This is a genomic window from Peribacillus sp. B2I2, from assembly GCF_041261685.1.
In the GTDB taxonomy this organism is placed as follows: domain Bacteria; phylum Bacillota; class Bacilli; order Bacillales; family DSM-1321; genus Peribacillus.
On the sequence record NZ_JBGCCB010000001.1, the window covers coordinates 744,333 to 767,933 of the forward strand.

A 23,601-nucleotide genomic window follows, 5' to 3' on the forward strand; every position below is an offset into this window, starting at 1 on the left:
ACTTTTTTTAGCATTTTGATTTAATGAATCAGAAAAGGAGGGATTCCGTGGAGAGCATTAAGAGGTATTTGCAATTCGTTAAACCATATAAATGGCAGATAATTGGGACGGTATTGATTGGATTGCTGAAGTTCGCAATTCCGCTTTTGCTTCCATTGCTCAGTAAGTACATAGTGGATGACATCATCGGAAATGGTGACCTGTCCAAAGCTGTGAAGTCTGAACGCCTTTTATGGGCAATGGGCATCATGATGTTCATTTTTGTTGCGGTTAGACCGCCGATTGAGTATTATCGACAGTATTTCGCTCAATGGACCGGAACGAAAATCCTATATGATATTCGTAATGATTTATTCACTCATATACAGAAACTGAGCTTTAAATATTATTCCAATACAAGAGTGGGCGAGGTCATCTCAAGGATGATCACGGATGTGGAACAAACGAAGAACTTTGTCATCACGGGTTTGATGAATCTTTGGCTGGATATCGCAACGATCATCATAGTGATAGCCATCATGTTTACGATGGACGTGAAGTTAACCATTGTATCCATCATCATGCTTCCATTTTATGCGTTTTCGATTAAGCATTTCTTTGGCAAGTTGAGAACCTATACAAGGATTCGCTCCCAAGCATTAGCGGATGTACAGAGTCACCTTCATGAACGGGTTTCAGGGATGTCAGTCATCAAAAGCTTTGCGATAGAAGACAGGGAACAGGAACTGTTTGCGAAGCAGAACAAGAATTTCCTGGATAAGGCCCTAAAGCATACGAGTTGGAATGCTAAGTCATTTGCTGTCGTGAATACGATTACGGATATTGCCCCCCTGCTCGTGATAGGCTTTGCCGGTTATCAAGTCATTCACGAACAATTGTCGCTGGGTACCATGGTTGCTTTCGTCGGTTTCATAGACCGGCTATATAATCCCCTCAGACGATTAGTTAACTCTTCGACGACAATGACCCAGACATTGGCGTCCATGGACAGGGTTTTTGAGTTTGTGGATGAAAAGTATGATATCGATGACGAACCAGGGGCGAAAGAGCTTAAGCATGTAGATGGCCGAATTACCTTTCAGGATGTTACGTTTGCTTATGACGAGAAAGAGGCACCCGTTTTAAAACATATAAATTTGGATGTTACACCAGGAGAAACCATTGCACTTGTCGGGATGAGCGGCGGAGGGAAATCCTCGATCGTCAGTTTAATTTCCCGTTTCTATGATGTAACGGAGGGAAGGGTATTATTGGATGGAACGGATATCCGTAAATATCAAGTCCGCAGCCTAAGAGATAAAATCGGGATGGTGCTACAGGATAATATCTTATTTAGTGAATCGGTTAAGGCTAACATCCTTATGGGACGGCCTGATGCAAGTGATGAAGAAGTATTTGAAGCGGCAAGGGCGGCGAATGCACATGACTTCATTATGGGTCTAAAAGAGGGGTATGAAACGAAAGTCGGGGAGCGGGGAGTTAAATTATCCGGAGGCCAAAAGCAACGGGTTGCCATTGCGAGGGTATTTTTGAAAAACCCACCTATCCTTGTGCTGGATGAAGCTACATCCGCATTGGATTTAGAGAGTGAACACTATATCCAGGAGGCACTTGATATTTTGGCGAAAAACCGGACCACCATCATCGTGGCCCATCGCTTATCAACCATCACCCATGCCAACCGGATCGTTCATATCGATAATGGGGAAATTACGGAAATGGGAACACACGAAGAACTTATGAAAAAGCAAGGGCATTACTACAGCCTATTTCAAGTACAACAATTGGATTCCTAAGGGAAAAGGAAAACCATATGATTCCCGCCAAAGTAATATACATAAGAAAGACCATTCCGCTAACGGGAATGGTCTTTCTTATTATAATGATGAACCTGTTAGGAAATTCTTTTTTCATGCAGCGTTTTTTTTCTGTCAGGAAGGAATTGAGGAAGATGCTTTATTCCCTCAGGCAAGGCGATACCGACAATGATCAAGGACATCCCGAACCATTGCAGTGACGTAACCTGTTCATTCAAGAAGATGACGGAAACGACCATCGCTGATGGCAATTCCGCTGCACAAAGGATCGTTCCAAGCCCGACTCCCACTTTCGGCAGACTGACAGCAAAGAAAAAGAAAGGAACAAGAACACCCAAAGTACCGAGCAACAAACCGTAGTACCATAGGTTCGTTTGGACAAGATTCGTAACAAGTGTAACGGGGTTAGTTGTGAATACAGCAGTCAGCATACCACCCGTTGCAATGAAAAACAGCCGTTTCATTGAAGATTCCCCAACTGCGAATTGAGAGTTGCAATACATATATAGCGCAAAAAGCACCGCAGACAATAGTCCGAACAATACGCCTTTTAGGCTTAGGGCAGATAGAGGCTGACCAAAAATCGCCCCTGCCAATAATGTTCCGATGAAGAGAACGAAAATGGCAATGAGTTTATTTTTATCCGGGCGTCTTTTATTTATGAAACTTTCAATGAGGACGCCTATCCAGGTAAATTGAAATAAAAAGACAACGGCAATCGAAGCGGGAAGCTCGGATACGGAAACGGCATATGCCTTTCCGACGAAAGTGGACATCATGCCCGTGATTAAAAGTAATCCGGCACTTTTCCATGAAACTTTATATTTAAACGAAAAAAGAAATAAAACGGAGACAATCAGCCAACCGACAAGATATTGACTGCCGACCAGTTCTCCAGATGAATGGCCATCCATAAATCCAAACTTGATCATGGTGGATAATGTGCCATATGAGATCGAACCAATTAAGACCATTATGGAATACTTCAAAAGTTGCATATTTTTCACCCCTGTAAAAATAAAAATCGCCACCTGCCAAAAAGGCAAGTGACGAACGAAAAAAGGAAATCCTTTTAAAATTCCGTCTCTCAACAAAAGCTGAGTTTAAAAAAATGTTTGTGTTGCATTAACTTAGCTTAAAGTCTTTGTGAATATTTGTCAACCAGAAAAAAAGTTAAAGCCTGCACGTCGATCCCTAAGTTGAAGGTGGTGGCAGAGGTAAGAGAAGATCCTTTCATGGCATATAAAACAAAACCCCCAAAAGGCAAATATGCCGAGTGGGGGGGCGTGTTTCAATCGCCATTTTGCTGGAAGTCTTCCAATTTACCACGATATTCTTCGTCTTTCATTTTGCGGAGATTAGGCTTTTTTTCTGCAGTTGGCTCATCGTCAGGCTTTTGGTTGTGAAGCTTGGAAAGTGCCGAACGATAATCCTGATCTTTCATTTTCAATTCATCATTGTCTGTTGGGACGATGATTTCGGTAACGGGATCATCATCCGAAGAAGAAGCGGACTCTTCCGACGAGTTCTCTTTCTCGAGAACCGGCTTATCTTCAGGTGATAAAGCTTTGATATTGAATGTGATCAAGCCCGAAACCGCTAAAATGGCAACGATGATAATTAGAATTATGCCCATTGAATCAAGCCTCCTAGAGCTCGTTTGTGAATGAACGGGTGACATGGGCTACCCGTTTTCCTAATGCTTCTCCAAGCTGCAAGTCGTTCTTGGTTATGTTGTCATCCACCCCGGGCGGGCAGCTTATACCTACACCATAGTAGGAACCATATAAGGCGTTTTCCGGGACAGTGCCGGGTAAGCCGACAATGATCATGCCTTGATGAAGCATTGGGGTGATTAAGTTCAGCATGGTAGCCTCGAGTCCTCCATGTATGGTGGCAGTCGTACAGAAAACAGCACCCACTTTATTGATCAGCGCTCCTTCCGCCCATAGATACCCAAGTTTATCAATCCATGTTTTCAAACTCGAACTGATGGTGCCGAAGTGACCCGGACATCCCCAAATGATGGCATCCATTTCCTGAAGCTTATAAACATCCGCTTCGTTTACATGGTCAATTAGAACCTCAGCCCCTGGAACCCCAGCGGCTCCGTGAGCTATTGATTCGGCAAGTGCCTTCGTATGGTTACCTTCACTGTCGTATACAACATAGATTTTCATATTAAATCCCCCATTTAATTAAACCGATTTTTTTACTGGTGAAGGAAGCAAAGGTACATCCAATTTTTCCTGTTTAGCTTGTTTCATTGCTTTGTCCTTCCGAACGTCACGCAAAAACAATGAGAGAACTATACCGGCAATTGCGAAACCTGTTGCCCAAAAGAATGCATCATTGATTCCCATCACATTTGCTTGACCCTGGATTTGTGAAGAAATCAGCGACATAGCAGTTTCCTGTGCCTGTTCTCTCGTTTGATTCATCGAACTCATGATGGATTGAACGATTGTTTGGAAATTCTGAACAAAACCGGGATCACTCGTACTCATTTCCGAACCTAAGGAAGTTCCATGGAAAGAAGCACGGGTTGTATAAATGGTCGTCACGAAGCTCGTACCAATTGCTCCGGTTACTTGTTTCAGCGTATTGCTCATTGCCGTACCATGTGTATTCAAATGCTTAGGAAGCTGATTCATCCCAGCTGTCATGATCGGCATCATAAGTAAAGACATTCCAAGTGAGCGGATGGCGTAGATGATGACCAAAGTCGAATAGGTAGTTTCCGTAGTCAATTTAGCGAATTCGAAGGTTGTGATAGCAGTAATCGCTAAACCGACAAGTGCTAATGGACGAGGTCCGATTTTGTCGAATAATGCTCCTGAAATGGGTGACATCACCATCATCACAAGGGCTCCGGGTAACATCAACAGACCGGACTGAACGGGTGTGAATCCTCTTAGAGTCTGTAAATAGATAGGCAATAAGAATATCCCGGTAAACATGGCCACTGTGACTATGGCGGAAATGATATTCGATAATACGAACATGTCATACTTAAATACACGGAAGTCGAGCATAGGTGTTTCAGATTTTAACTGTTGAACCACAAATAGGCTCAGAAGGATAAGCCCGATGATGATCGTTCCCAGAACGATGGAATCCGTCCAGCCTTTGGAACCTGCTTCACTGACACCGTATAGTAATGATGCAACACCTATCAAGGATAGAGAGGCGCCCAACAAATCCAATTTTATTTTCTTGGGTTCTGCTACATTACGCATACTTATAAAGGCAAGTGTCATGATAATCATGCCTAATGGCACCATTGCGTAGAACATGACCCGCCAGCTATATTCCTGAATGACCCAACCAGATAAAGTCGGTCCGATGGCAGGGGCGAACATAATGGCCAGACCAAAGATTCCCATTCCTTTCCCGCGCATTTCTGGAGGGAAGATGAAAAGAATGATTGTCATGACCAATGGCTGCAAGATCCCGCCGCCCGCAGCCTGGATCAGCCGGCCAGTAAGGATGACGGGGAAATTTGGTGCGATGCCGCAGATGAATGTCCCTACCGTGAATAGAAACATGGCAGCGAGGAATAAAATGCGCGTGCCGAACCGTTCTATTAAAAAAGCGGACAGTGGAATCAAAGCTCCATTCACGAGCATGAATCCAGTTGACAACCATTGAATCGTTGTCGCAGCTACATTAAATTCGGCCATCATCCTCGGCATGGCGACACTAAGCAGGGTTTGATTCAAAATGACCATGAACAAACCTAGCATTAAGATAATTAACATGGGGGCAAACTGTTTCATTCCCTTGTTTTCATTTACTGAGATGGTTTGAGAAGCCATTTAAGGTAAGCCTCCTTTCTGTATAACTGTATTGCCGGTTTATTTAGTTGAAATTTTCACTTCTGCGTTCATTCCAGGCAGAACTTTATCGGATGGTGCTTTAATGGAAATTTTCACTGGTACTTTTTGAGTGACTTTCGTATAGTTTCCGCTGCTGTTTTGATTGCCCATCACTGAAAAGACAGACGTTGTCGCATAACCGATCTGTTCCAATGTACCTTCGAAGACAGTATCGGGATCTCCATCGATGATAATATCGACGCTGTCACCTTTTTCAATATCCTTCAATTTATTTTCTTCAATGTTAGCCGTTATGGATAGATCATCCATATTGATGGTCTGAGCAAGCGTTTGACCCGCTTGAACCAGCTGCTCATCATGTACTTGTGTTTTAACAATTGTCCCTTGCGCTGCCGTTTTTACTGCTTCTTTTACATCTGATGTGGTTACATTAGCAACTTTGTCATTTTTACTTACACTGTCTCCTTCGTGTAAGTCCCAATCTGCTAATTTTCCGGTTGCGGGGGCAACGATGGTATAAAGGTCACCCGACACTTTCGCTTCATCCGTTTTAATGAAATTCGTGCTTTCATAATAGTAATAAGCCCCACCGGCCACTACCGCCAATATAATAACCAAACCAATGATATTGATTAAAACTAAACGTCCTCTATTCACTTGTTTCGCCTCCAAAAAAATATTGATGATCGGTTTTTGAATCAGTTTCATTAAATGACTTGACCTATATTTGACAACGCCTCCCATATCAATGTTTATTTATTAATTTTAATAAATATTAATTTTTATAATTATTAATATTATTAACTAAAGAGTTTACCAGTTTAATTATTTTTTGTCATGTAATTTATTCGGAATGGAAGTAGGAAATAAATACAGTTAAATGGGGGAAATTTGAATTTTTTTTAGTTTTAAGGATATATGGAAAGTAAATTTGACAATGGTATGTCATTTAATTAAATTTAAGAGGTAGGATTGTCCTATATAAGGAGTGAGAAGGCTGGATTTTAAATGGGAAGTAACTAATAGTATAGAAATGCAGATTTTTCGGATTAGGAAGAAGCTTAGGGCCATCGTAGCAAAAAATCTTCAGCCTTATGGATTAACGTCGCCTCAGTTTTTCATATTATTGATATTGAAAAAAGAGGGGTCGATCAAATCGACCCAGCTGGCTGACTTCTTAACCGTAAAGCCAAGTGCGATTACCGTATTTGTAGATAAGCTGGTCGAAATGGATTATGTGAAACGGCAGCCCTCTGAAAAGGATCGCAGGGTCATCAATCTTGAATTGAAAGAGGCAGGGGAAGCGATTTTGGGGAGAGTCCTTGCGGAGCATAACCAATTGATGGGCAAGAACTTCAACTCATTCTCAGAAGATGAGCTGCAGGATCTTTTGAAGAAATTGGATACGATTGAAAAGGCTGCTGATAAGAACCTTTTGGATGATTGAATGAGGAGCATGCTCTAAATAGAGACGAAAAAAGACGGTTCCCGGGGAACCGTCTTTTTTAATCTTCTTCATACTGGACAGATATTTCGTTATCTTCCTTATGGAAGGACTGGAAGCTGACGATCAGCTTTTCAAGATGTTCCAATTGTTCGTCATATTCTATGACTGCAGAAATCAATGGTACAAGACGGGCAGAGAGATGGCCTAGATTATCATGCATTTCGTCCACTTGATTCTGCTGTTCGAAAAAGTGGGCGAGCAGCTCTTTACGACTTAAACAATCCTGGTCCCAATCTTCAATCTCCCCAATCGACTTGATTTTTTCGATATGCAGTAATATCAACTGTTCATGCTTGCGAATCAAGGAATCAAGCTGTTGTAAGATACTCCGTTGGAAATCTTCAGGCATTTGATATACTTCATTCTCGAATTTATGGATTCTCTTCAAGGTTTCAAACGCTTTTTTTGTTGTTATGATCATCTGCCGATAAACGACAAGCTTTCTTGCTTTAGCTACACTGTTCTTCTTGAAATATTCTCGTTCCTCTTTGTACATGGAATAGATATGTTCGAGATCGAGTAATTCCGCCTTTAATCGGCTGATGTCTTTCTTCAATAAAGTGTGTTCTGTAGCATGTCTTGTGCTGATTCTGATCCATTTTAAGATGTCTTCCGTCACATCTGTAATGCGTGTATAAAGTTTTGCTTCATATTTTGGAGGAATGAAAACCAGATTCACGATAAAAGAAGAAACGATTCCCAGCAAAACGGATGAAAGACGTATAAAGGCAAAATTAAGGAATTCCCCTTCCTGGTTTTCCATGATGGCAATGACCGTCACGATGGAAAGGACAATCGTTTTATCCATTTTCAATTTTAAATTGATGGTTATGACAACCATTACGGCAAGACCGATTATAAAAATATCATTTCCGAACAACAAAACGAAGGAGACAGCAACCAACGCGCCAATGATATTTCCTTGAATTTGCTCCAACACCGTTTGATACGAACGGTAAATGGTCGGCTGTATTGCAAAAATTGCAGCAATCCCAGAAAGGACAGGAGCAGGAAGGTTAAGCAGTTCCGATAGATAAAGCGCTAAAACAATTGCTATTCCTGTTTTGAGAATGCGGGCACCAAACTTCATATATAGGTTAATCCTTTCTTTGTGATGTAATGGAACATGGTAAGAAAAAGGCTCTATTTATATATAGGCTTTTGCTTAAAATTGTATTCTAACTTATTTGTTAGTACTTTACACTAAAATAAGAGGATGTAAACAAAAAGTAATATACAGGATTTTCCTTAGAGTTACAATAGGTAAAATCAAGTTTAATATATAAAGAAAATATAGGCAATTTCTTGGCTGCTTTTCAAGTGTGTTTTTCCTTCGTTTAAAAGACTACCCCAGAGGTAAATGACTGGAAAAGGCTGATGCTCGAATTGAAGAGCATCAGCTTTTTTAATGAACGATTCTCGATTAAATTTGTTTTCGGAATCACTCTGTGGATACAGCAGGATCCGCTTGTTCTTTCACAGGAACGACCTGAAGGAAGTGCTCTCCAGGATTTTGAAGCAGAGCCTCCAAGGAGGCTGCTTCTTCCGTTTGGCCATGATCCTTCAAGAGTGCCGTGTACTTGCCAAGAAGTTCGGCCACGTCCTGCAGGCCTTTTGCAGACAAGGGCTCAATGGAAATCTTTGCCCCTTTTGCAACCCGTTTTTTAATGACATCTTTGGTTAATCCAAATTCAGGCTGTTGCCGTAAATAAACGACACCGCCTGTCATCCCTGCGCAAATCCATGGACCCGGATCACCCAGAACCAAACCTCTTCCATTTGTCATGTATTCAAAAGCGAATCCCTTAATATTGGAAGTAACCGCAATATTACCGGTTTCCTTTTCAGGAAGTGGTTGTTTCAATAATCCTCCAATGATCATATCTGCTCCGGAAAGCCGGATTCCCGCCCTGGCATCGGCATCACCTTGGGCAATGAGGAGACCATGCTGTGCACCATATCCAAAGCCCTTACCGACAGAGCCATTGTAGAACTTTCCGTCTTTTCCGGGAGATTTAAAGATGGCAATATTACCGCCAATCGATGTTTTGCCAATCCCATCCTGGGCGCCGCCATTCACACTGATCGTAATTCCCTCCGTATTGTATGCCCCAAGTCCATTACCCGGGATGGAACCATCCTGATAGGATAGGTGAACGGGAGGAAGTTTTTTGTATGAACCATCCAATCTGCCCCTAACGCGATGACAGGACACCCTGCTGCCTAGTACACGCTGCTCGGAAGTGATCGAGCTATAGTTGCGGGATTGCTGCAGATCATCTACATGTGAATCCAGATATTCAGCGCCAACGGCAACCTGCATGGAGCCTTCATTCAAATATGCCGCCGTTTCTTTATGTGAGAACGGTGTTATATCCAAATTTTTCAATAAATAGGTTAAATCCATTGATTGTTGACCTTTACTTTGCTGAAGCAAATCAGAACGTCCGACGATATCCTGAAGATTCTTCACCCCGAGTGATCCGGTCAGCGCTTTGAGTTCTTTGGCAAATGCACTGAACATATTCGTTAATCCTTGAACGGCTAAATCAAATTTTCGCGGAACAAAACGGCGTAGCCCATGTTCTTTCGCTTGTGCTTCCGATTCGATTTGAGTGGCGATGCCCACATGGCAGGTATCAAGGTGACAACCGCGGCACGTTGTACAGCCGACGGCAATCATCGAAAGTGTCCCAAAACCTACACGGTTTGCCCCGAGCAGCATTAATTTCAATACATCCATCGAGCTTTTTAACCCACCATCAGCCCATATTTCAACATTCTGACGAATACCTGACTCAAGTAAAGCATTATGGGCCGCTTTCACACCAATCTCGACTGGCAGACCGACATGTGCGAGTGCATGGATCCTGGCAGCACCTGTTCCGCCATCAAAACCGGAAAGCGTAATGATATCGGCCCCTGCTTTTGCGACGCCGACCGCAATCGTACCAATGTTTGGAACGACCGGAACCTTGACGGCAACTTTTGCTTTATCGTTTGCCGTTTTTAGTTCATGGATCATTTGGGCCAAATCTTCAATTGAGTATATATCATGGTTATTGGAAGGGGAGATCAAGTCGGAACCGATTGTTGCATTCCGGGCTTCTGCGATTTTCGCTGTGACCTTGGAACCGGGAAGGTGTCCGCCTTCACCAGGTTTTGCCCCTTGCCCAATTTTAATTTCCAATAGATTTGAAGAGTTCAAGAGTTCTGCGTTGACACCGAAACGGCCGGAAGCGATTTGCTGACCGCGGGATTTCGGGTACTTGCCCAGCATATCCTTGATTTCCCCGCCTTCACCATTCATGCTGATCATGCCTAACCGCTCGGCAGCTTCTGCATAAGCCCGGAAAGCAATTTCATTTTGTGATCCAAAGGACATGGAGGCTATGACGAACGGCAAATCCTGTTCGCCGACCGAAAGACTGACCTCTTCAGAAGGGATTGAAGAATCTGAAGCTTTTAATGATGTCAAGTGTCGGATCGTCGTAGGATTGGATTCTTCCTGTTCGGTGATCTTTTCGCGATAAGCGTCATAGTCACCGGTTGAAGCCACTTCCCCGATCGACTTCCAAACCCTAGGGAATAAATGGAAGGTCTTTCCCATCCGTTCTTTTTCATTGCAGTAATCTTCCGCACGCTGGATGGCGTCAGCCTTGATTTTATCAAAATTGTAATCCAGATCATTGGAACCGAAGAAGTTAGCCACATTTAAATATTTTGCGATTTCCTCATGTAAACCGATGCTAGAGAAAAGTCTTCCATATCCCCGCAGCTCATGAATGCCGATGGTGGAGATAACTTTCTCAAGTCCTTTCGTCAAGGAGTTATATAGATTGGTAACCCCCTTAAGGTCATCTGAAGATAAGGATAGGAACATATAATACGGGCTGATTAAGTTGGCTCCAAGACCATAAGAAACGATGATATCATGCAGTGACCTTAGCGATGCGGAACGTAAAAGGATGGAACAATCCCGGCGCTTGCCTGTGCGGACCAATGCTTGATCGACGGCTGAAGTGACAAGGTGGGGATCAAGCCAAAGGTTGCTGTTTTGATGGGCAAGGGCATCATCCAGAACGAGCAGCGTTTTTCCTTTATCCACTGCATTGACACTTTCATCCGTAATCCTGGTTAAAGCATCCGTGATGCTTTCATCCTCTTTGAACGTGCTTGAAATGAAATGCACGAGTTTTTGATCTTGGTTATATTTAATGAACTGATCATAGCTTGGCTGCGATACGATGGATGAACACTCATAACCCGTCAATCCTTCAATCAATAAAGGAGTCAGCAGCTCCATAACCTTTCCAGCCTTATTGGCTTCGAATAGGGAAGGTCGTTTTCCGATGATGGTCCTTGTTGAGAAGTGCTCGGTTTCCCGATCCCGGTCTATCGCTGGGTTGGTTACGACAGCCACACTTTCCTTAATGAAATCCGCAATGTTGGTCCGTTGGGGATTAAGTGCAGCCAGAGGAGCATCATGACCAAGTGAACGAATGGGCTCAGCGCCTTTTTCGGCCATCTGTTCCACTAATTGAACATGCTCCCTTTCCCAACCGAAAGCTTTATACTGACCATTATGAATGGCTTGCGTGTTTGTCATGGAGACAACCTTTTCAAAAACTTGGGGCTGCAAGCGGACTCGGTCATTGGAAAGAACGAAACGATTATTGAAGAGTTCAAATACTTTATCCTGGTAATCCTTGTAGGTGTACAACTCAATACGGTCACCATTCCATTTCAAACCCACTTTTTCCCCAGGTCCCATCGGTTTAGGATCTCCGGTATATTCACTTGAAGGGATGATTCCTGGTTCGGAAGTGAACATATAGGATGATTCCGTTTCAATATTCCATAGCGGGCGCAGACCTAAAGAGTCGACAGAAAACACGGCCTCATCGCCGAAACGTGAGATGATTCCTGCTGGACCTTGTGCAAAGTGACCCCAAGCCTCCCGTAAATACGTATATAAGTCTTGTAAGTGCTCTGGATATTCCTTGATTTCATTAATGATTGGCGGGAACATAAGGTCGACAGCTTCAAATAAAGAGTAGCCATGGCGGCAGATGAAAGTTTCGATCGTCTTGTTTAAATCCTGTGAATCACTTCCGTCTTTAGCGATGGGAACACCGATCATTTTCGCTTCATCACGCAATTTGGCAATGGTATTGATCTCGCCATTATGACCAAGTACACTGAAAGGCTGGACCCGGAAGAAGCTTGATAGAGTATTAGTGGAGAAACGGTTATGTCCCAGTGTCATGGTGGAGGCAGCTAAAGGGTCTGCAAGATCAAGATAATAGGCAGGGAGGGTATCCCCCGCACCCATCACTTTGTAGACAGCATGATGCTGGCTTAAGGATGCAACATGGACGAAATCACTTTTTTCGATGTCGGAAGTCAGCTCAAAAAGAAGATTTGAAAGCTCCTGGTTGTTTTTGATGGTGGAGGAACAGGCGAATTGCCAGAACATTGGGTCTTCCTGAATGGCAATCGGTCCCAAGGCCTCAGAACGGTATGCTTTATCTGTTTCATATATCAAAGAGAGACCATGTTGAAGCAGTTTCTCCTTTATTTCGATTTTTAAGTCGTTCGCATCTGTTTTTTTGCTTAAAAATAAGTGGCCGACTATGAAGGAATCTTCATCGACGATGCTTGGATCGATATTTACCGCTTCCAGCTTCTTTTTCCAAAGAGCCCGGGGAATATCGATATGGATGCCGGCGCCATCACCCTCGCCATTGATGAAGCCGCAGCGATGGTTCATTTTAACCAGGGCGTCGATACAGGCAAAGATGTTTTCGTTAGTAGGGATCTTCTTTTTTTCGATGCGGGAAACGATTCCGCAGGCATCATGTTCTTCCTTGTAAAATTCTTTGAATGTAGCAGGTGTCCATTGTTGGGTCATATGTGTGGCTTGAATAAGGCTGCCCTTATTCTTAGCCTTTCACCTCCTGTAGCATTTGTTTAATGGGGGAAATATTAGTAAACCCGAACAATCGTCCAAGTTTTTTTATAGATTGAAAGAAAGTGTATAAATGTATATAAATGTATCCATATCATATCATTTAAATATTCAGAAATCAATTTTTTATACAATGGATTGGATGCTGTTGTTGATGGGACTTTTGTGAAGAATTGCTCCAAAGGCTAATTTAAAAGATTTATTACACGGAAATAAGAAACCCCCAAGATTGATGTACATCTTGGGGGTGTATAAAAAATGCATAATTATGCTGTTTCGTTTTATTAAATTAGGTTTTTGAATGCATGTTCAACCGCTTTTAGAGTATAAGCGATATCATCGTCCGTGTGAGCTATTGTCAAGAACCATGCTTCATATTTAGAAGGTGCCAAATTGATGCCTTGGTTGAGCATGAGTTTGAAGAACTTAGCGAACATTTCGCCATCAGTATTTTCCGCCTGCTCATAGTTTTCAATTTTTTCTGTCGTGAAATAGATCGTCAATGCCCCTTTTAGGCGGTTGATGGTGATCGGGACATTATATTGGCGAGCGGCTTTCAGGATACCTTCTTCAAGAATTTTTCCCAGCCGGTCAAGCTCATCGTACAGACCCTCTTCTTTAAGTACTTCTAAGCAAGCTATCCCGGAAAGCATGGAAGCCGGATTTCCTGCCATCGTACCTGCTTGATAGGCTGGTCCTAACGGTGCGACAGTTTCCATGATCTCTTTTTTGCCGCCATAGGCACCAATCGGAAGTCCGCCCCCGATGATTTTTCCAAGCGCCGTCAAATCGGGCTGAATGCCCAAGAAGTCCTGTGCCCCTCCATACATGAAGCGGAAAGCTGTGATGACTTCGTCGAAAATGACGAGTGATCCGGCTTCGTGAGATAATGAAATGACTTCTTCCAAGAAGCCTGGGCTTGGTTCTACGATTCCAAAGTTACCGACGATCGGTTCAACAAGTACGCCTGCAATTTCATTGCCCCATTTATTCAGTGCTTCTTTAAAAGGCTCGATATCATTGAAAGGCACCGTGATGACTTCTTGTGCGATACTTTTGGGCACGCCGGCTGAGTCCGGTGTGCCTAGGGTGGATGGGCCTGAACCAGCAGCTACTAGAACAAGGTCCGAGTGACCATGGTAACAGCCGGCAAACTTGATGATCTTATCGCGTCCGGTGTAAGCGCGGGCCACACGGATGGTGGACATGACAGACTCAGTGCCTGAATTGGTGAAGCGGACTTTATCCATGGATGGAATGGCATCTTTCAACATTTTGGCAAATTTCACTTCATGTTTTGTTGGTGTGCCGTATAAAACGCCGGTTTCTGCCGCTTTAACGATTGCCTCCGTAATATGTGGATGGGCATGCCCTGTGATGATCGGGCCATATGCAGCTAAATAATCGATATATTTATTGCCATCTACATCCCAGAAATAAGCCCCTTTGGCATGATCCATTGCAACTGGTGAACCGCCGCCTACAGCTTTGTAAGAACGGGATGGGCTGTTAACCCCACCAACTATATGTTCTAATGCCTCTTTATGTAAAAGCTCCGAATTACTAAAATCCAATCTTAAAACCTCCTAAAAATATAAACATATTTCACCTTAATCATAGCACTTTTCCGTCCGTAAATCTGTGGTGGAAGGCTAGGAAATGTGATCCGGCCTCTGTTGGAATGATGCAGCCTTAGAGCAGCAGCATTCCTGGGCCTTCATTTTGTTTGGGAAATGGGGTCGGACCCCAAAACTCCGGATATGAAAGATAAAATGTCCAAGATGGTGGCAGGGTTTTCGATGTCGAAGGATTGGCGGTTCATTTCGCCCTGGGCTTGGTAATAGATAAGTTGGCCGGTTCCTTTTTCTTCATTAATACGAATGTGGAAACTTATGGGGGTGCTTTCAATCGATCCGCTGGAATCCCTTTGGATGACCTGGCATAATAATTCTCCGTATTCATCTTCATAAAGGAAGTCATATCGAAGGTCGATTACGACCTTTTCGATTTGGGATAGTAAAAATTCTTTAATATTCATGGCATGCTCGTCTCCTTTATATATGTATCTGGTACAACGTTCGGATTCGCCCTGAAAATGGTAGATGGCATCCAAGCATTTTTATTGTCTAAAAGGGTTAGGTTGGATAAACTAATTCATTAGGACAAGAGATTACGGAGGATGTAACAGGATGAGTGATGCAATTCAAGTGAAACAGCTTCGGAAGGAATTTAAGTCGGCATCAAGCCGTTCAGGCTTAAAAGGTGCCTTCCGGGATTTACTTACAAGAAATTATAAAATCGTCCCTGCCGTCAATGATATCAATTTTACTGTAAAAAAGGGTGAGATGGTAGCTTATATTGGGGAAAATGGTGCAGGAAAATCGACCACTATCAAAATGCTGACAGGTATTTTGGAACCGACAGCGGGTGAAATCACGGTCAATGGCATGAATCCACATAAGGAAAGGGAAAAGTTCACTCAAACAATCGGAGTCGTATTTGGTCAGCGCTCACAGCTATGGTGGGATATTGCGGTTCAGGAATCCTTTAGGCTGCTAAAAAAGGTCTATAAAGTAACGGATGAACATTATAACGATCATATGGAACATGTCATCAAGACGCTCGATATCGGTCCTTTGCTGGACAAACCAGTGCGTAAACTCTCACTTGGTCAGCGAATGCGCTGCGAGCTTGCGGCAGCACTGATTCACAATCCGCCTTTGCTGTTCCTTGATGAGCCGACAATAGGCCTTGACGTACTCGTGAAGATGAAAATTCGCGAGTTCCTGAAAGAAATCAATGAGAAATATAATACGACAATCCTTTTGACTACCCATGATTTAGGTGACATTGAGGCATTGTGTGAGCGCGTAATCATGCTTGATGAAGGACAAATCATATATGATGGGGAATTGCAGAGTTTGAAAGATAACTGGGCTGAGGAAAAACAGATCCATTTTCAATTCATCGAGCCGATTGAATTGAAGGAATTGCAATCCTTACCACTCCCATTTACTGCTAACTGGGTTTATGATGAGAAAAATCAAACTTACATTGCCTTGTTGAAAGAAGAAAGTGATCATATTTCACAGCTTGTTTCAGCTGTCGTGTCACATTTTAAAATAAAGGACATCAAAATCCATGAAACGTCCATTGAAGAGATTGTTCGCAATATTTATGAAGAAGGCACTGTCTGACTCTCTTATCATTAAGAAACAACGTGTCTATCAAGAAGGGGGAGGGCAATGGGGAAGTATATTGCAATGATCCGCATGCGTTTTTTGATGATGCTTGCGTATCGAACGGATTATTATACCGGCATTTTAATTTATAGCATTAATATCGGTGCTTATTATTTCTTATGGAATGCGATATATGGAGAAAAAAGCTCCATCGAAGGACTTTCAAGTATGCAGATGACAACCTACGTCGCTGTTGCATGGATGGCGCGTGCTTTTTATTTCAATAATATTGACCGCGAAATCGCCACTGAAATTAAGGACGGCAAGGTCGCCATTGAAATGATCCGTCCTTATAACTATTTAGGCATGAAAACGATGCAAGGACTTGGGGAGGGGATATTCCGTTTCTTCTTCTTCTCGATTCCGGGAATGCTGCTGGTAGCTTTCATTTTTCCTATTGAATTGCCACACGAGCCAGCTACGTGGGGGATATTCGGCATTTCCTTGCTGTTCAGCTTCATCATCAATACACAAATTAACTTATTGACAGGAATCACTACCTTTTTCTTATATAATAATGCCGGATTGATCCGGGCTAAAAGGGTTATCATTGATTTATTCTCCGGTCTGCTGCTGCCCATCAGTTTCTATCCGATATGGGCGCAGGAAGTGATGAAATATTTGCCCTTTCAAGGGATCAGCTATGTACCAAGCATGATTTTTACGAACGGGTACAGTTCAGGCGAAATTGGCATGGCGCTTTTACAGCAGTTAATTTGGTGCATCATTCTTATAATACCGATTCAGCTTTTATGGATAGTCGCAAAAAAACAGCTGATTATTCAAGGAGGTTGACGGGATGTTTTATGTATCGATGTTTTTTCAATATGTGAGTCAGTATATGAAAACAAGATTGCAGTATAGAGCCGATTTCTTCATGGAAATCCTATCTGACCTGCTGAATCAGGTCGTGAATCTGGTATTTATCTTAGTCGTTTTTGGACATACCCAATTTTTAAGCGGGTGGAGCCGTGAAGAAATCATATTCATTTATGGATTCTTCCTTATCCCATTCGCCCTTTTTTCAGCCTTTTTCAACATCTGGGATTTTAATGATCGCTATATCGTCAAAGGTGAAATGGATCGGATATTAACAAGACCGATACATAGCCTCTTTCAAGTCATCTTAGAAAGAATCGAGCTAGAATCGTTGTTTGGCGTTGTGACCGGTTTGATCATTATATTCTATTCGGGGGCTTCATTGGATCTGGAGCTTGCGTGGTATGACCCGATTCTTTTCATCATTTTTGCAATAGGAGGGGCTCTTGCTTATGCAGCCATATTCGTAGCGATAGCAAGCATTGGGTTCTGGTCGGATGCGAAAACATCCATCATGCCAATGATGTACAATATCGGGAACTACGGTCGCTATCCTGTTGATATTTATAATAAGGTCATTCGTTTTATCCTTACATGGGTGCTGCCATTCGCGTTTGTTGGTGTTTATCCGGCATCTTATTTCCTTAGAAAAGAAGAGTGGTATGCGTATGCATTTGCCACACCTGTAATCGGGGTTGCCTTTTTCATGATATCCGTTTTCATATGGAATCAAGGAGTGAAGAGGTACCGTGGGGCAGGAAACTAAAAAAACCCCTTCAACAGCATTCATGTTGAAGGGGTTTTTGTTTATTTGCGTTTATTCTTTCTTTCAATATATCTTGCTTGTGCTTGAACATATTGCTGCTTTTCATCTTCCGTTTCCGGAATGACCTGAGGTACGATTGTCGGCTTACCGTTTTCGTCAATGGCCAGCATCGTTAAAAAAGCGCGTGCCGTAAGCTGCTTTTCACCTGTTAATAAGTTCTCACGCTCCACTTTCACGAATACCTCCATTGATGTGCGATGGGCACAAGTGACATAAGCTTCAAGGTTAATTGCGTCCCCTGTCTTGATGGGGGCCAAAAAATCAAAAGAGTCGCTTGAAGCAGTCACAACGGGTTTTCGGCAATGGCGCATAGCTGAAATACAGGCTATTTTATCAACATAAGCCATTACTTTCCCGCCAAAGATGGTATTATGATGGTTCGTATCCGGTGGAAAAACAAGGTCGGTTAGGAAAGTCCGTGACTGCTGTGTTGGATGGGCATTTGATAAGCCGCTTTCCTTTTCAATCATTTGCCTGTTGTTTGGGCTAAAAGATTTTCACGGACGATTATTGCTGCTTCGACCATGTTTTTCAGGGAGGCGACGGTTTCCGGGATACCCCTTGTTTTCAGGCCGCAGTCGGGATTGATCCAAAACTGGTCTTTATCTAATACCTTGATGCCCCGTTCAATCATATCGACCATTTCTTCCACTGCTGGAACTCGGGGACTGTGAATATCATACACACCCAGGCCAATACCTTTTTCATACGTTTTTTCCTCGAATGCGGAAGCAAGCTCTCCATGGCTACGGGATGTTTCGATGGAAATTACATCGGCATCCAAGGAAGAAATGACATCCATGAAACTGTTGAAGTCGCAATAGCACATATGCGTGTGAATTTGCGTTGTATCCTCCACGCTTGATGTGGATATCAAGAACGAATTCACAGCCCAGTTCAAATACTCATCGCGATCGCTTTTTTTCAATGGTAGACCTTCCCTAAGTGCAGGTTCATCAACTTGGACCATTTTGATTCCTGCCGATTCCAATGCAATGACTTCTTTTTCCAAAGCAAGTGCCAGCTGGTAGCATACATTCTCCCTGGAAATATCATCACGGACAAATGACCAGTTCAAAATCGTGACAGGACCTGTAAGCATTCCCTTTACGGTCTTCTTCGTAAGTGATTGTGCGTATACACTTTCCCTGACTGTCATCGGTTCGATGAAATAGATGTCGCCATAAATGACTGGTGGTTTTACGCAGCGAGACCCATAGGATTGTACCCAGCCCTTTTCTAGAAAGACAAATCCGCCTAACTTATGACCGAAGTATTCAACCATATCCGTCCGTTCGAATTCCCCGTGTACGAGAACGTCCAAGCCGATTTCTTCTTGAATGTCGATCCACCTGCCGATTTCTTCGTTAATGAATGTTTCATATTGCGCAGCGCTCCATTCTCCTTTTTTGAATTTCCCGCGTGCTTGCTTAACTTCAAATGTCTGGGGAAAACTACCGATCGTTGTTGAAGGTAGAAAAGGCAATTTGAAAAATTCCTGTTGTTTTTGGTAACGTTCTTTAAATGGCAGCTGACGTCCAACATGCTCTGATTTAGCCTTTTCGACACTGGATTGTACACTCTTATGATTCCGTGCATTTGAACTAGCTAACGTCTGAACCGTTAATTTATTAGCATCGACCTTATCGGCGATTGCTTCAAAGCCCTGATTATTCCCTTTGACCAAGAGTGTTATTTCTTCAAGTTTCTCATCGGCGAAAGCAAGGGTTTCTTTCACTTCTTTTGAAACGGCGGTTTCATTACGAACGGTCACTGGAACATGAAGCAGGGAACAAGAGGGTTGAAGCCAGATTCGGTCTTCGGCTACTTTTTTCTTTAGAGTGTCGATCAATTGAATCTTTTTCGATAAATCAGAAAGCCAAATGTTTTTTCCATCAATCACACCTGCACCAAGCACTTTGTCCTTCGGGAAGCCGGATGCTTCAAGATTACTTAGATTCCTTCCTTTATCATGTACAAAATCAAGACCGATTCCCTGAACTGGTAATTCGATGACTTCTTGGTAGTGTTCCACGGCATCAAAGTATGTTTGCAGCATGATGTTTAGGTTTGGTGCTGCTTCATTCAGTTTTTCATAGAGGTAAGTAACAGTTTGCATATCATCTTTGGAAATGGATGAAACAAGAGAAGGCTCGTCCATTTGAATCCACTTCACGCCTTCTTGCTCCAACTCCTGCAGGATTTGCGTATATAGAGGAAGCAGGCGCAGGATTATGCCAGGGATATCTTGTTTTTTGAAGCCTTTGGAAAGGGAGATGAAAGTATAAGGTCCGATTAACACGGGCTTCGTTTCAATCCCTAGCTTTTCCTTGGCTTCCCGATATGCTACAAGTGGTTTATTTTCTGTTAAAGTCAGCTGTGGCAGTTTTAATTCAGGGACGATATAGTGATAGTTCGTATTGAACCATTTCGTCATTTCGGAAGCGACCTCATCATTGTTCCCGCGAGCCATTGAATAATAAACGGAAAGGGGAACGCTTCCGCCTTCATAGGCAGAGTAACGTTCAGGAACAAGACCGAACATGACGGACATATCGAGCATTTGATCATAGAAAGTGAAGTCGTTGACAGGAATGATATCAATGCCTTGATCTTTTTGTTTTTGTAAGTTGCCTAAACGGATGGCTTTTAGTTGTGCCGTAAATTTTGGTTCATCGATTTTCCCAGACCAATATGCTTCCAATGTACGTTTCCATTCACGATCTTCCCCGATTCGCGGGTACCCCAAATTACTGCTTTTCAAAATTCTCATCCTCCTACTTTCCTTTGATTTGTTTAAAAACAATAAAAAAAGCACCCCTAACTGTCAATAAGAGAAAGTTAGAAATGCTTAAAATAAAGAGACATGCAGAATGCCCCTTATAATTATAAGGTCCCTAACACCTCCCTATCTCCCGTAGGTTAAAACAGTGTTGTCGAAATAGGCAGGTCTCCTGACTTAGGGAATATCATTAGCAGCGAGCCTTCCCGATCCGTAGATCAGTGGCATATTGGATGGCGCTAACATTCCCATTACAGTGGCGGGACCGTGCCGGAATCAAACCGGGCTTCCCTTTTAATCCTAATGAAAATTAGGAACCTATTTCCACATATGAAATTTCACTAAACCTGCTGATAAACTGATTGCAGGTACCAAATATTTATAAAATAAAAACTATTATAAAAATTTAGATAATCTTAACATATCCGACCAAAAGGGTCAACATGAAAAAAATCGGGAAACGTTCCCGACATTTTGACAAATGCCTTTAGGGTGTGTGAGTGATAAGGCTGAAGTCTGTTCCTAAAAAAGAATATATTGTTAGGACAGGGAGTATGTATAAAGGAAGTGGCGTTTTGAAATGGGGCGTAGGGGATGACTTTCTACATCTTGATTGCAGGAATCATTTTTTGCATGGTGATGAGCATTCGGACGTTATTTCTTGTTGAGTCGGGAGGAAAGAAGTTTTCTCTGGAGGATATGCTGTGGCTTGGCAATTTATATGCGACGATATTAGTTGGATTTGCACTGATTTATTTATTATACGAGCTTCAGAATCATTCGGTGATTCTTGATATGGGCAATCGATTGGATGGCACATTCTATGAACAGTTGAAGACTTCTTTTTATTTTAGCGCGATGACCATGTTTTCTGTAGGGTATGGAGATATAGCCCCAATTGGAATGGGCAGGATGATAGCTACCATTCAGGCTTTCATCGGGTACACACTCCCGGCAGCGTTCGTGATTCGGACGGTGATCGATCTGGAGCATAAAGATAGGAAGGATAAATGAAAGTTGTGTTTCTTTCGATTATTGGGTACTCTTACCATAATGAAGGAAATGGAGGATTCAATATGACTGTTAAAATTGGAGAAAAAGCACCTGATTTTCAACTCCCTGCAAACAATGGTGAAATGGTTTCCCTATCGGATTTTAAAGGGAAATACATCGTTTTATATTTTTATCCAAAAGACATGACGCCAGGATGCACGACGGAGGCCTGTGATTTCCGGGACCACAATGAACAATTCGAGGAATTGAACGCTGTCATCATTGGTATAAGCCCAGATCCGGCGGCACGTCATGAAAAATTCATCGAAAAACATGGATTGCCTTTTCTGCTGCTAGCTGACGAAAACCATGAAGCGGCTGAATCATTTGATGTGTGGCAATTGAAAAAGAATTTCGGCAAGGAATATATGGGCATTGAACGTTCAACTTTCCTGATTGATAAGGCAGGTAAAATAGTCAAGGAATGGCGTAAAGTAAAAGTCAAAGGCCACGTCGAAGAAGCGCTTGAAACTCTTCGAGACCTAGAAAAATAAGGGACAGGCAGATGAAGGATGAACGAATAACGAAGCTTGCGGCCAGGCTGATTCATCATTCGATACAATTACAGCCAAAAGAGAGAATCCTCATCCGGGGCCATATCAACACGAAACCATTGTTGAAAGAGCTGATTGATGAAATATACAGGGTGGGTGCTTATCCATATATAGAACTCGAAGACGATGAGATTAGCCGACATCTGTTACAAGGGAATGTGAAGGAACAACTTGATACATCGTCGCAATGGGCTTTGAAGAAGTATACGGATATCGATGCGGTCATCATCATCACCAGTGAAGAAAACGACGTGGAAATGACTGATGTTCCCATCGAGAGGCAACGTATTCAAGGGGAAGCTATGAATTCTCCCACTCTTTTCTATGTAAACAACCGACGGTGGGTCTTACTTAAATATCCCACCAACGCATCAGCGCAAAAAGCCGGCATGAACTTCGACAGGTACCAAGACTTCCTTTTCAAAGTTTGCACTATGGATTACGGGAAAATGGAGGCGGCATTGAAACCGTTAAAGCAATTGATGGAAGGGACTGACAAAGTCAGGATCGTTTCACCGGGGACAGATCTGACTTTTTCCATCAAAGGTATGCCGGCCATCATATGTGCCGGCAAAAAGAATTTACCTGATGGGGAAGTGTTTACGGCACCCATAAAAGAAAGCGTCAATGGAAGGATATCCTTCAACGCACCCACAACCTATGAAGGAATCACCTTTAGTGACATGGAATTAAACATTGAAAAGGGGAAAATCATTAAAGCCATTTCCAATCAACCTGCCAAAATGAACCGGATTCTGGATATCGATGAAGGGTCCCGTTTTATCGGGGAGTTCGCAATTGGAATCAATCCATACATATTGGAACCTATGGACGATACATTATTCGATGAGAAAATAAGCGGGAGTCTGCACTTGGCTCTGGGACTTGCCTATGGAGAAGCGGATAATGGAAACCGTTCATCTATACACTGGGATATGGTCTTGATCCAGCGTCCTGAATATGGCGGTGGTGACATCTACTTTGACGATGTGCTGATCAGAAGGGATGGAATTTTCATATTGCCTGAATTACATGCATTAAACCCAAATTCATTAAAACAAAGCCTTTTTTATTAAGGCTAAGGCTTTTGTCCAACTCAAAAAGGGGACACCTGAATATGCTTTATTAAGGGAATACCTCCTCAGAGAAAGTTGCACGGGACACACAGAGCCCGTGTTTTTTTATGTTAAT

General features: G+C 42.7%; 19 protein-coding genes and 1 riboswitch. Of the genes, 8 read left to right on the forward strand and 11 right to left on the reverse strand.

What is annotated here, in order from left to right; translation table 11 throughout:
* Window positions 1-47: 47 nt before the first annotated feature.
* Entirely contained in the window at window positions 48-1,796 is a 1,749-nt protein-coding gene (locus ABIE66_RS03760; RefSeq protein WP_370013897.1) for an ABC transporter ATP-binding protein, read from the forward strand.
* Between the two features lie 98 nt (window positions 1,797-1,894).
* Here ABIE66_RS03760 and ABIE66_RS03765 read toward each other — a convergent pair whose 3' ends face one another.
* From ABIE66_RS03765 to ABIE66_RS03785, 5 genes are all read right to left on the reverse strand, one after another.
* Window positions 1,895-2,815 (reverse strand): EamA family transporter, encoded by a 921-nt coding sequence (locus ABIE66_RS03765; RefSeq protein WP_289317918.1) that lies wholly within the window; start codon window positions 2,813-2,815, stop codon window positions 1,895-1,897.
* A 293-nt stretch (window positions 2,816-3,108) separates the two neighbouring features.
* On the reverse strand, window positions 3,109-3,453 hold the full coding sequence (locus tag ABIE66_RS03770) for a hypothetical protein (protein WP_289323758.1): 345 nt from the start codon (window positions 3,451-3,453) through the stop codon (window positions 3,109-3,111).
* A 13-nt stretch (window positions 3,454-3,466) separates the two neighbouring features.
* The gene (locus ABIE66_RS03775; RefSeq protein ID WP_289317916.1) at window positions 3,467-3,997 is read right to left on the reverse strand and encodes an NAD(P)H-dependent oxidoreductase; all 531 of its coding nucleotides are present in this window, start codon (window positions 3,995-3,997) and stop codon (window positions 3,467-3,469) included.
* 18 nt (window positions 3,998-4,015) lie between these two features.
* Entirely contained in the window at window positions 4,016-5,620 is a 1,605-nt protein-coding gene (locus ABIE66_RS03780) for a DHA2 family efflux MFS transporter permease subunit (protein WP_370016972.1), read from the reverse strand.
* A gap of 54 nt (window positions 5,621-5,674) precedes the next feature.
* Entirely contained in the window at window positions 5,675-6,313 is a 639-nt protein-coding gene (locus ABIE66_RS03785; protein WP_289327222.1) for a biotin/lipoyl-containing protein, read from the reverse strand.
* Window positions 6,314-6,689: 376 nt separating this feature from the next.
* Here ABIE66_RS03785 and ABIE66_RS03790 point away from each other — a divergent pair, with 376 nt between their 5' ends.
* A complete protein-coding gene (locus tag ABIE66_RS03790) occupies window positions 6,690-7,103 on the forward strand; it encodes a MarR family winged helix-turn-helix transcriptional regulator (RefSeq protein ID WP_289317914.1) in 414 nt (137 codons plus the stop codon).
* 58 nt (window positions 7,104-7,161) lie between these two features.
* Here the strand turns inward: ABIE66_RS03790 and ABIE66_RS03795 are convergent, their stop codons facing one another.
* The 4 genes from ABIE66_RS03795 to ABIE66_RS03810 all read right to left on the reverse strand — a co-directional run bounded on the left by ABIE66_RS03795 (window position 7,162) and on the right by ABIE66_RS03810 (window position 15,172).
* Window positions 7,162-8,253: an FUSC family protein gene (locus ABIE66_RS03795; RefSeq protein ID WP_289323761.1), complete on the reverse strand. Its 1,092-nt coding sequence runs from the start codon at window positions 8,251-8,253 to the stop codon at window positions 7,162-7,164.
* Between the two features lie 351 nt (window positions 8,254-8,604).
* A complete protein-coding gene (locus ABIE66_RS03800) occupies window positions 8,605-13,077 on the reverse strand; it encodes a glutamate synthase-related protein (RefSeq protein WP_370013898.1) in 4,473 nt (1,490 codons plus the stop codon).
* Between the two features lie 341 nt (window positions 13,078-13,418).
* Window positions 13,419-14,708 (reverse strand): glutamate-1-semialdehyde 2,1-aminomutase, encoded by a 1,290-nt coding sequence (locus ABIE66_RS03805; protein WP_289317911.1) that lies wholly within the window; start codon window positions 14,706-14,708, stop codon window positions 13,419-13,421.
* A gap of 143 nt (window positions 14,709-14,851) precedes the next feature.
* Window positions 14,852-15,172 (reverse strand): hypothetical protein, encoded by a 321-nt coding sequence (locus tag ABIE66_RS03810; protein ID WP_370013899.1) that lies wholly within the window; start codon window positions 15,170-15,172, stop codon window positions 14,852-14,854.
* Between the two features lie 151 nt (window positions 15,173-15,323).
* Here ABIE66_RS03810 and ABIE66_RS03815 point away from each other — a divergent pair, with 151 nt between their 5' ends.
* Genes ABIE66_RS03815 through ABIE66_RS03825 form a run of 3 tightly spaced genes read left to right on the forward strand, consistent with a single transcriptional unit; the run spans window position 15,324 to window position 17,961 of the window.
* Window positions 15,324-16,331 (forward strand): ABC transporter ATP-binding protein, encoded by a 1,008-nt coding sequence (locus tag ABIE66_RS03815; protein WP_289323765.1) that lies wholly within the window; start codon window positions 15,324-15,326, stop codon window positions 16,329-16,331.
* Window positions 16,332-16,379: 48 nt separating this feature from the next.
* A complete protein-coding gene (locus ABIE66_RS03820; protein WP_289317908.1) occupies window positions 16,380-17,171 on the forward strand; it encodes an ABC transporter permease in 792 nt (263 codons plus the stop codon).
* A gap of 4 nt (window positions 17,172-17,175) precedes the next feature.
* Window positions 17,176-17,961 (forward strand): ABC transporter permease, encoded by a 786-nt coding sequence (locus ABIE66_RS03825; protein WP_289317907.1) that lies wholly within the window; start codon window positions 17,176-17,178, stop codon window positions 17,959-17,961.
* A gap of 41 nt (window positions 17,962-18,002) precedes the next feature.
* On the opposite strand, the gene ABIE66_RS03830 is transcribed toward ABIE66_RS03825, so the two are convergent.
* Window positions 18,003-18,491 carry an acyl-CoA thioesterase gene (locus ABIE66_RS03830; protein ID WP_289323766.1) on the reverse strand — a complete coding sequence of 163 codons (489 nt, stop codon included), beginning with the start codon at window positions 18,489-18,491 and terminating at the stop codon, window positions 18,003-18,005.
* Window positions 18,488-20,794 carry a 5-methyltetrahydropteroyltriglutamate--homocysteine S-methyltransferase gene (gene metE, locus ABIE66_RS03835; RefSeq protein ID WP_370013900.1) on the reverse strand — a complete coding sequence of 769 codons (2,307 nt, stop codon included), beginning with the start codon at window positions 20,792-20,794 and terminating at the stop codon, window positions 18,488-18,490. The genes ABIE66_RS03830 and metE overlap by 4 nt, the downstream gene beginning before the upstream one ends.
* 154 nt (window positions 20,795-20,948) lie before the next feature.
* Window positions 20,949-21,140: riboswitch (cobalamin riboswitch) on the reverse strand.
* A gap of 257 nt (window positions 21,141-21,397) precedes the next feature.
* Between metE and ABIE66_RS03840 the strand changes: the two genes are divergently transcribed.
* From ABIE66_RS03840 to ABIE66_RS03850, 3 genes are all read left to right on the forward strand, one after another.
* Window positions 21,398-21,817: a potassium channel family protein gene (locus ABIE66_RS03840; protein ID WP_101225970.1), complete on the forward strand. Its 420-nt coding sequence runs from the start codon at window positions 21,398-21,400 to the stop codon at window positions 21,815-21,817.
* A 62-nt stretch (window positions 21,818-21,879) separates the two neighbouring features.
* Window positions 21,880-22,350: a thioredoxin-dependent thiol peroxidase gene (gene bcp / locus ABIE66_RS03845; protein WP_289318482.1), complete on the forward strand. Its 471-nt coding sequence runs from the start codon at window positions 21,880-21,882 to the stop codon at window positions 22,348-22,350.
* Window positions 22,351-22,361: 11 nt separating this feature from the next.
* Window positions 22,362-23,486: an aminopeptidase gene (locus tag ABIE66_RS03850; RefSeq protein WP_370013902.1), complete on the forward strand. Its 1,125-nt coding sequence runs from the start codon at window positions 22,362-22,364 to the stop codon at window positions 23,484-23,486.
* Window positions 23,487-23,601 lie beyond the last annotated feature (115 nt).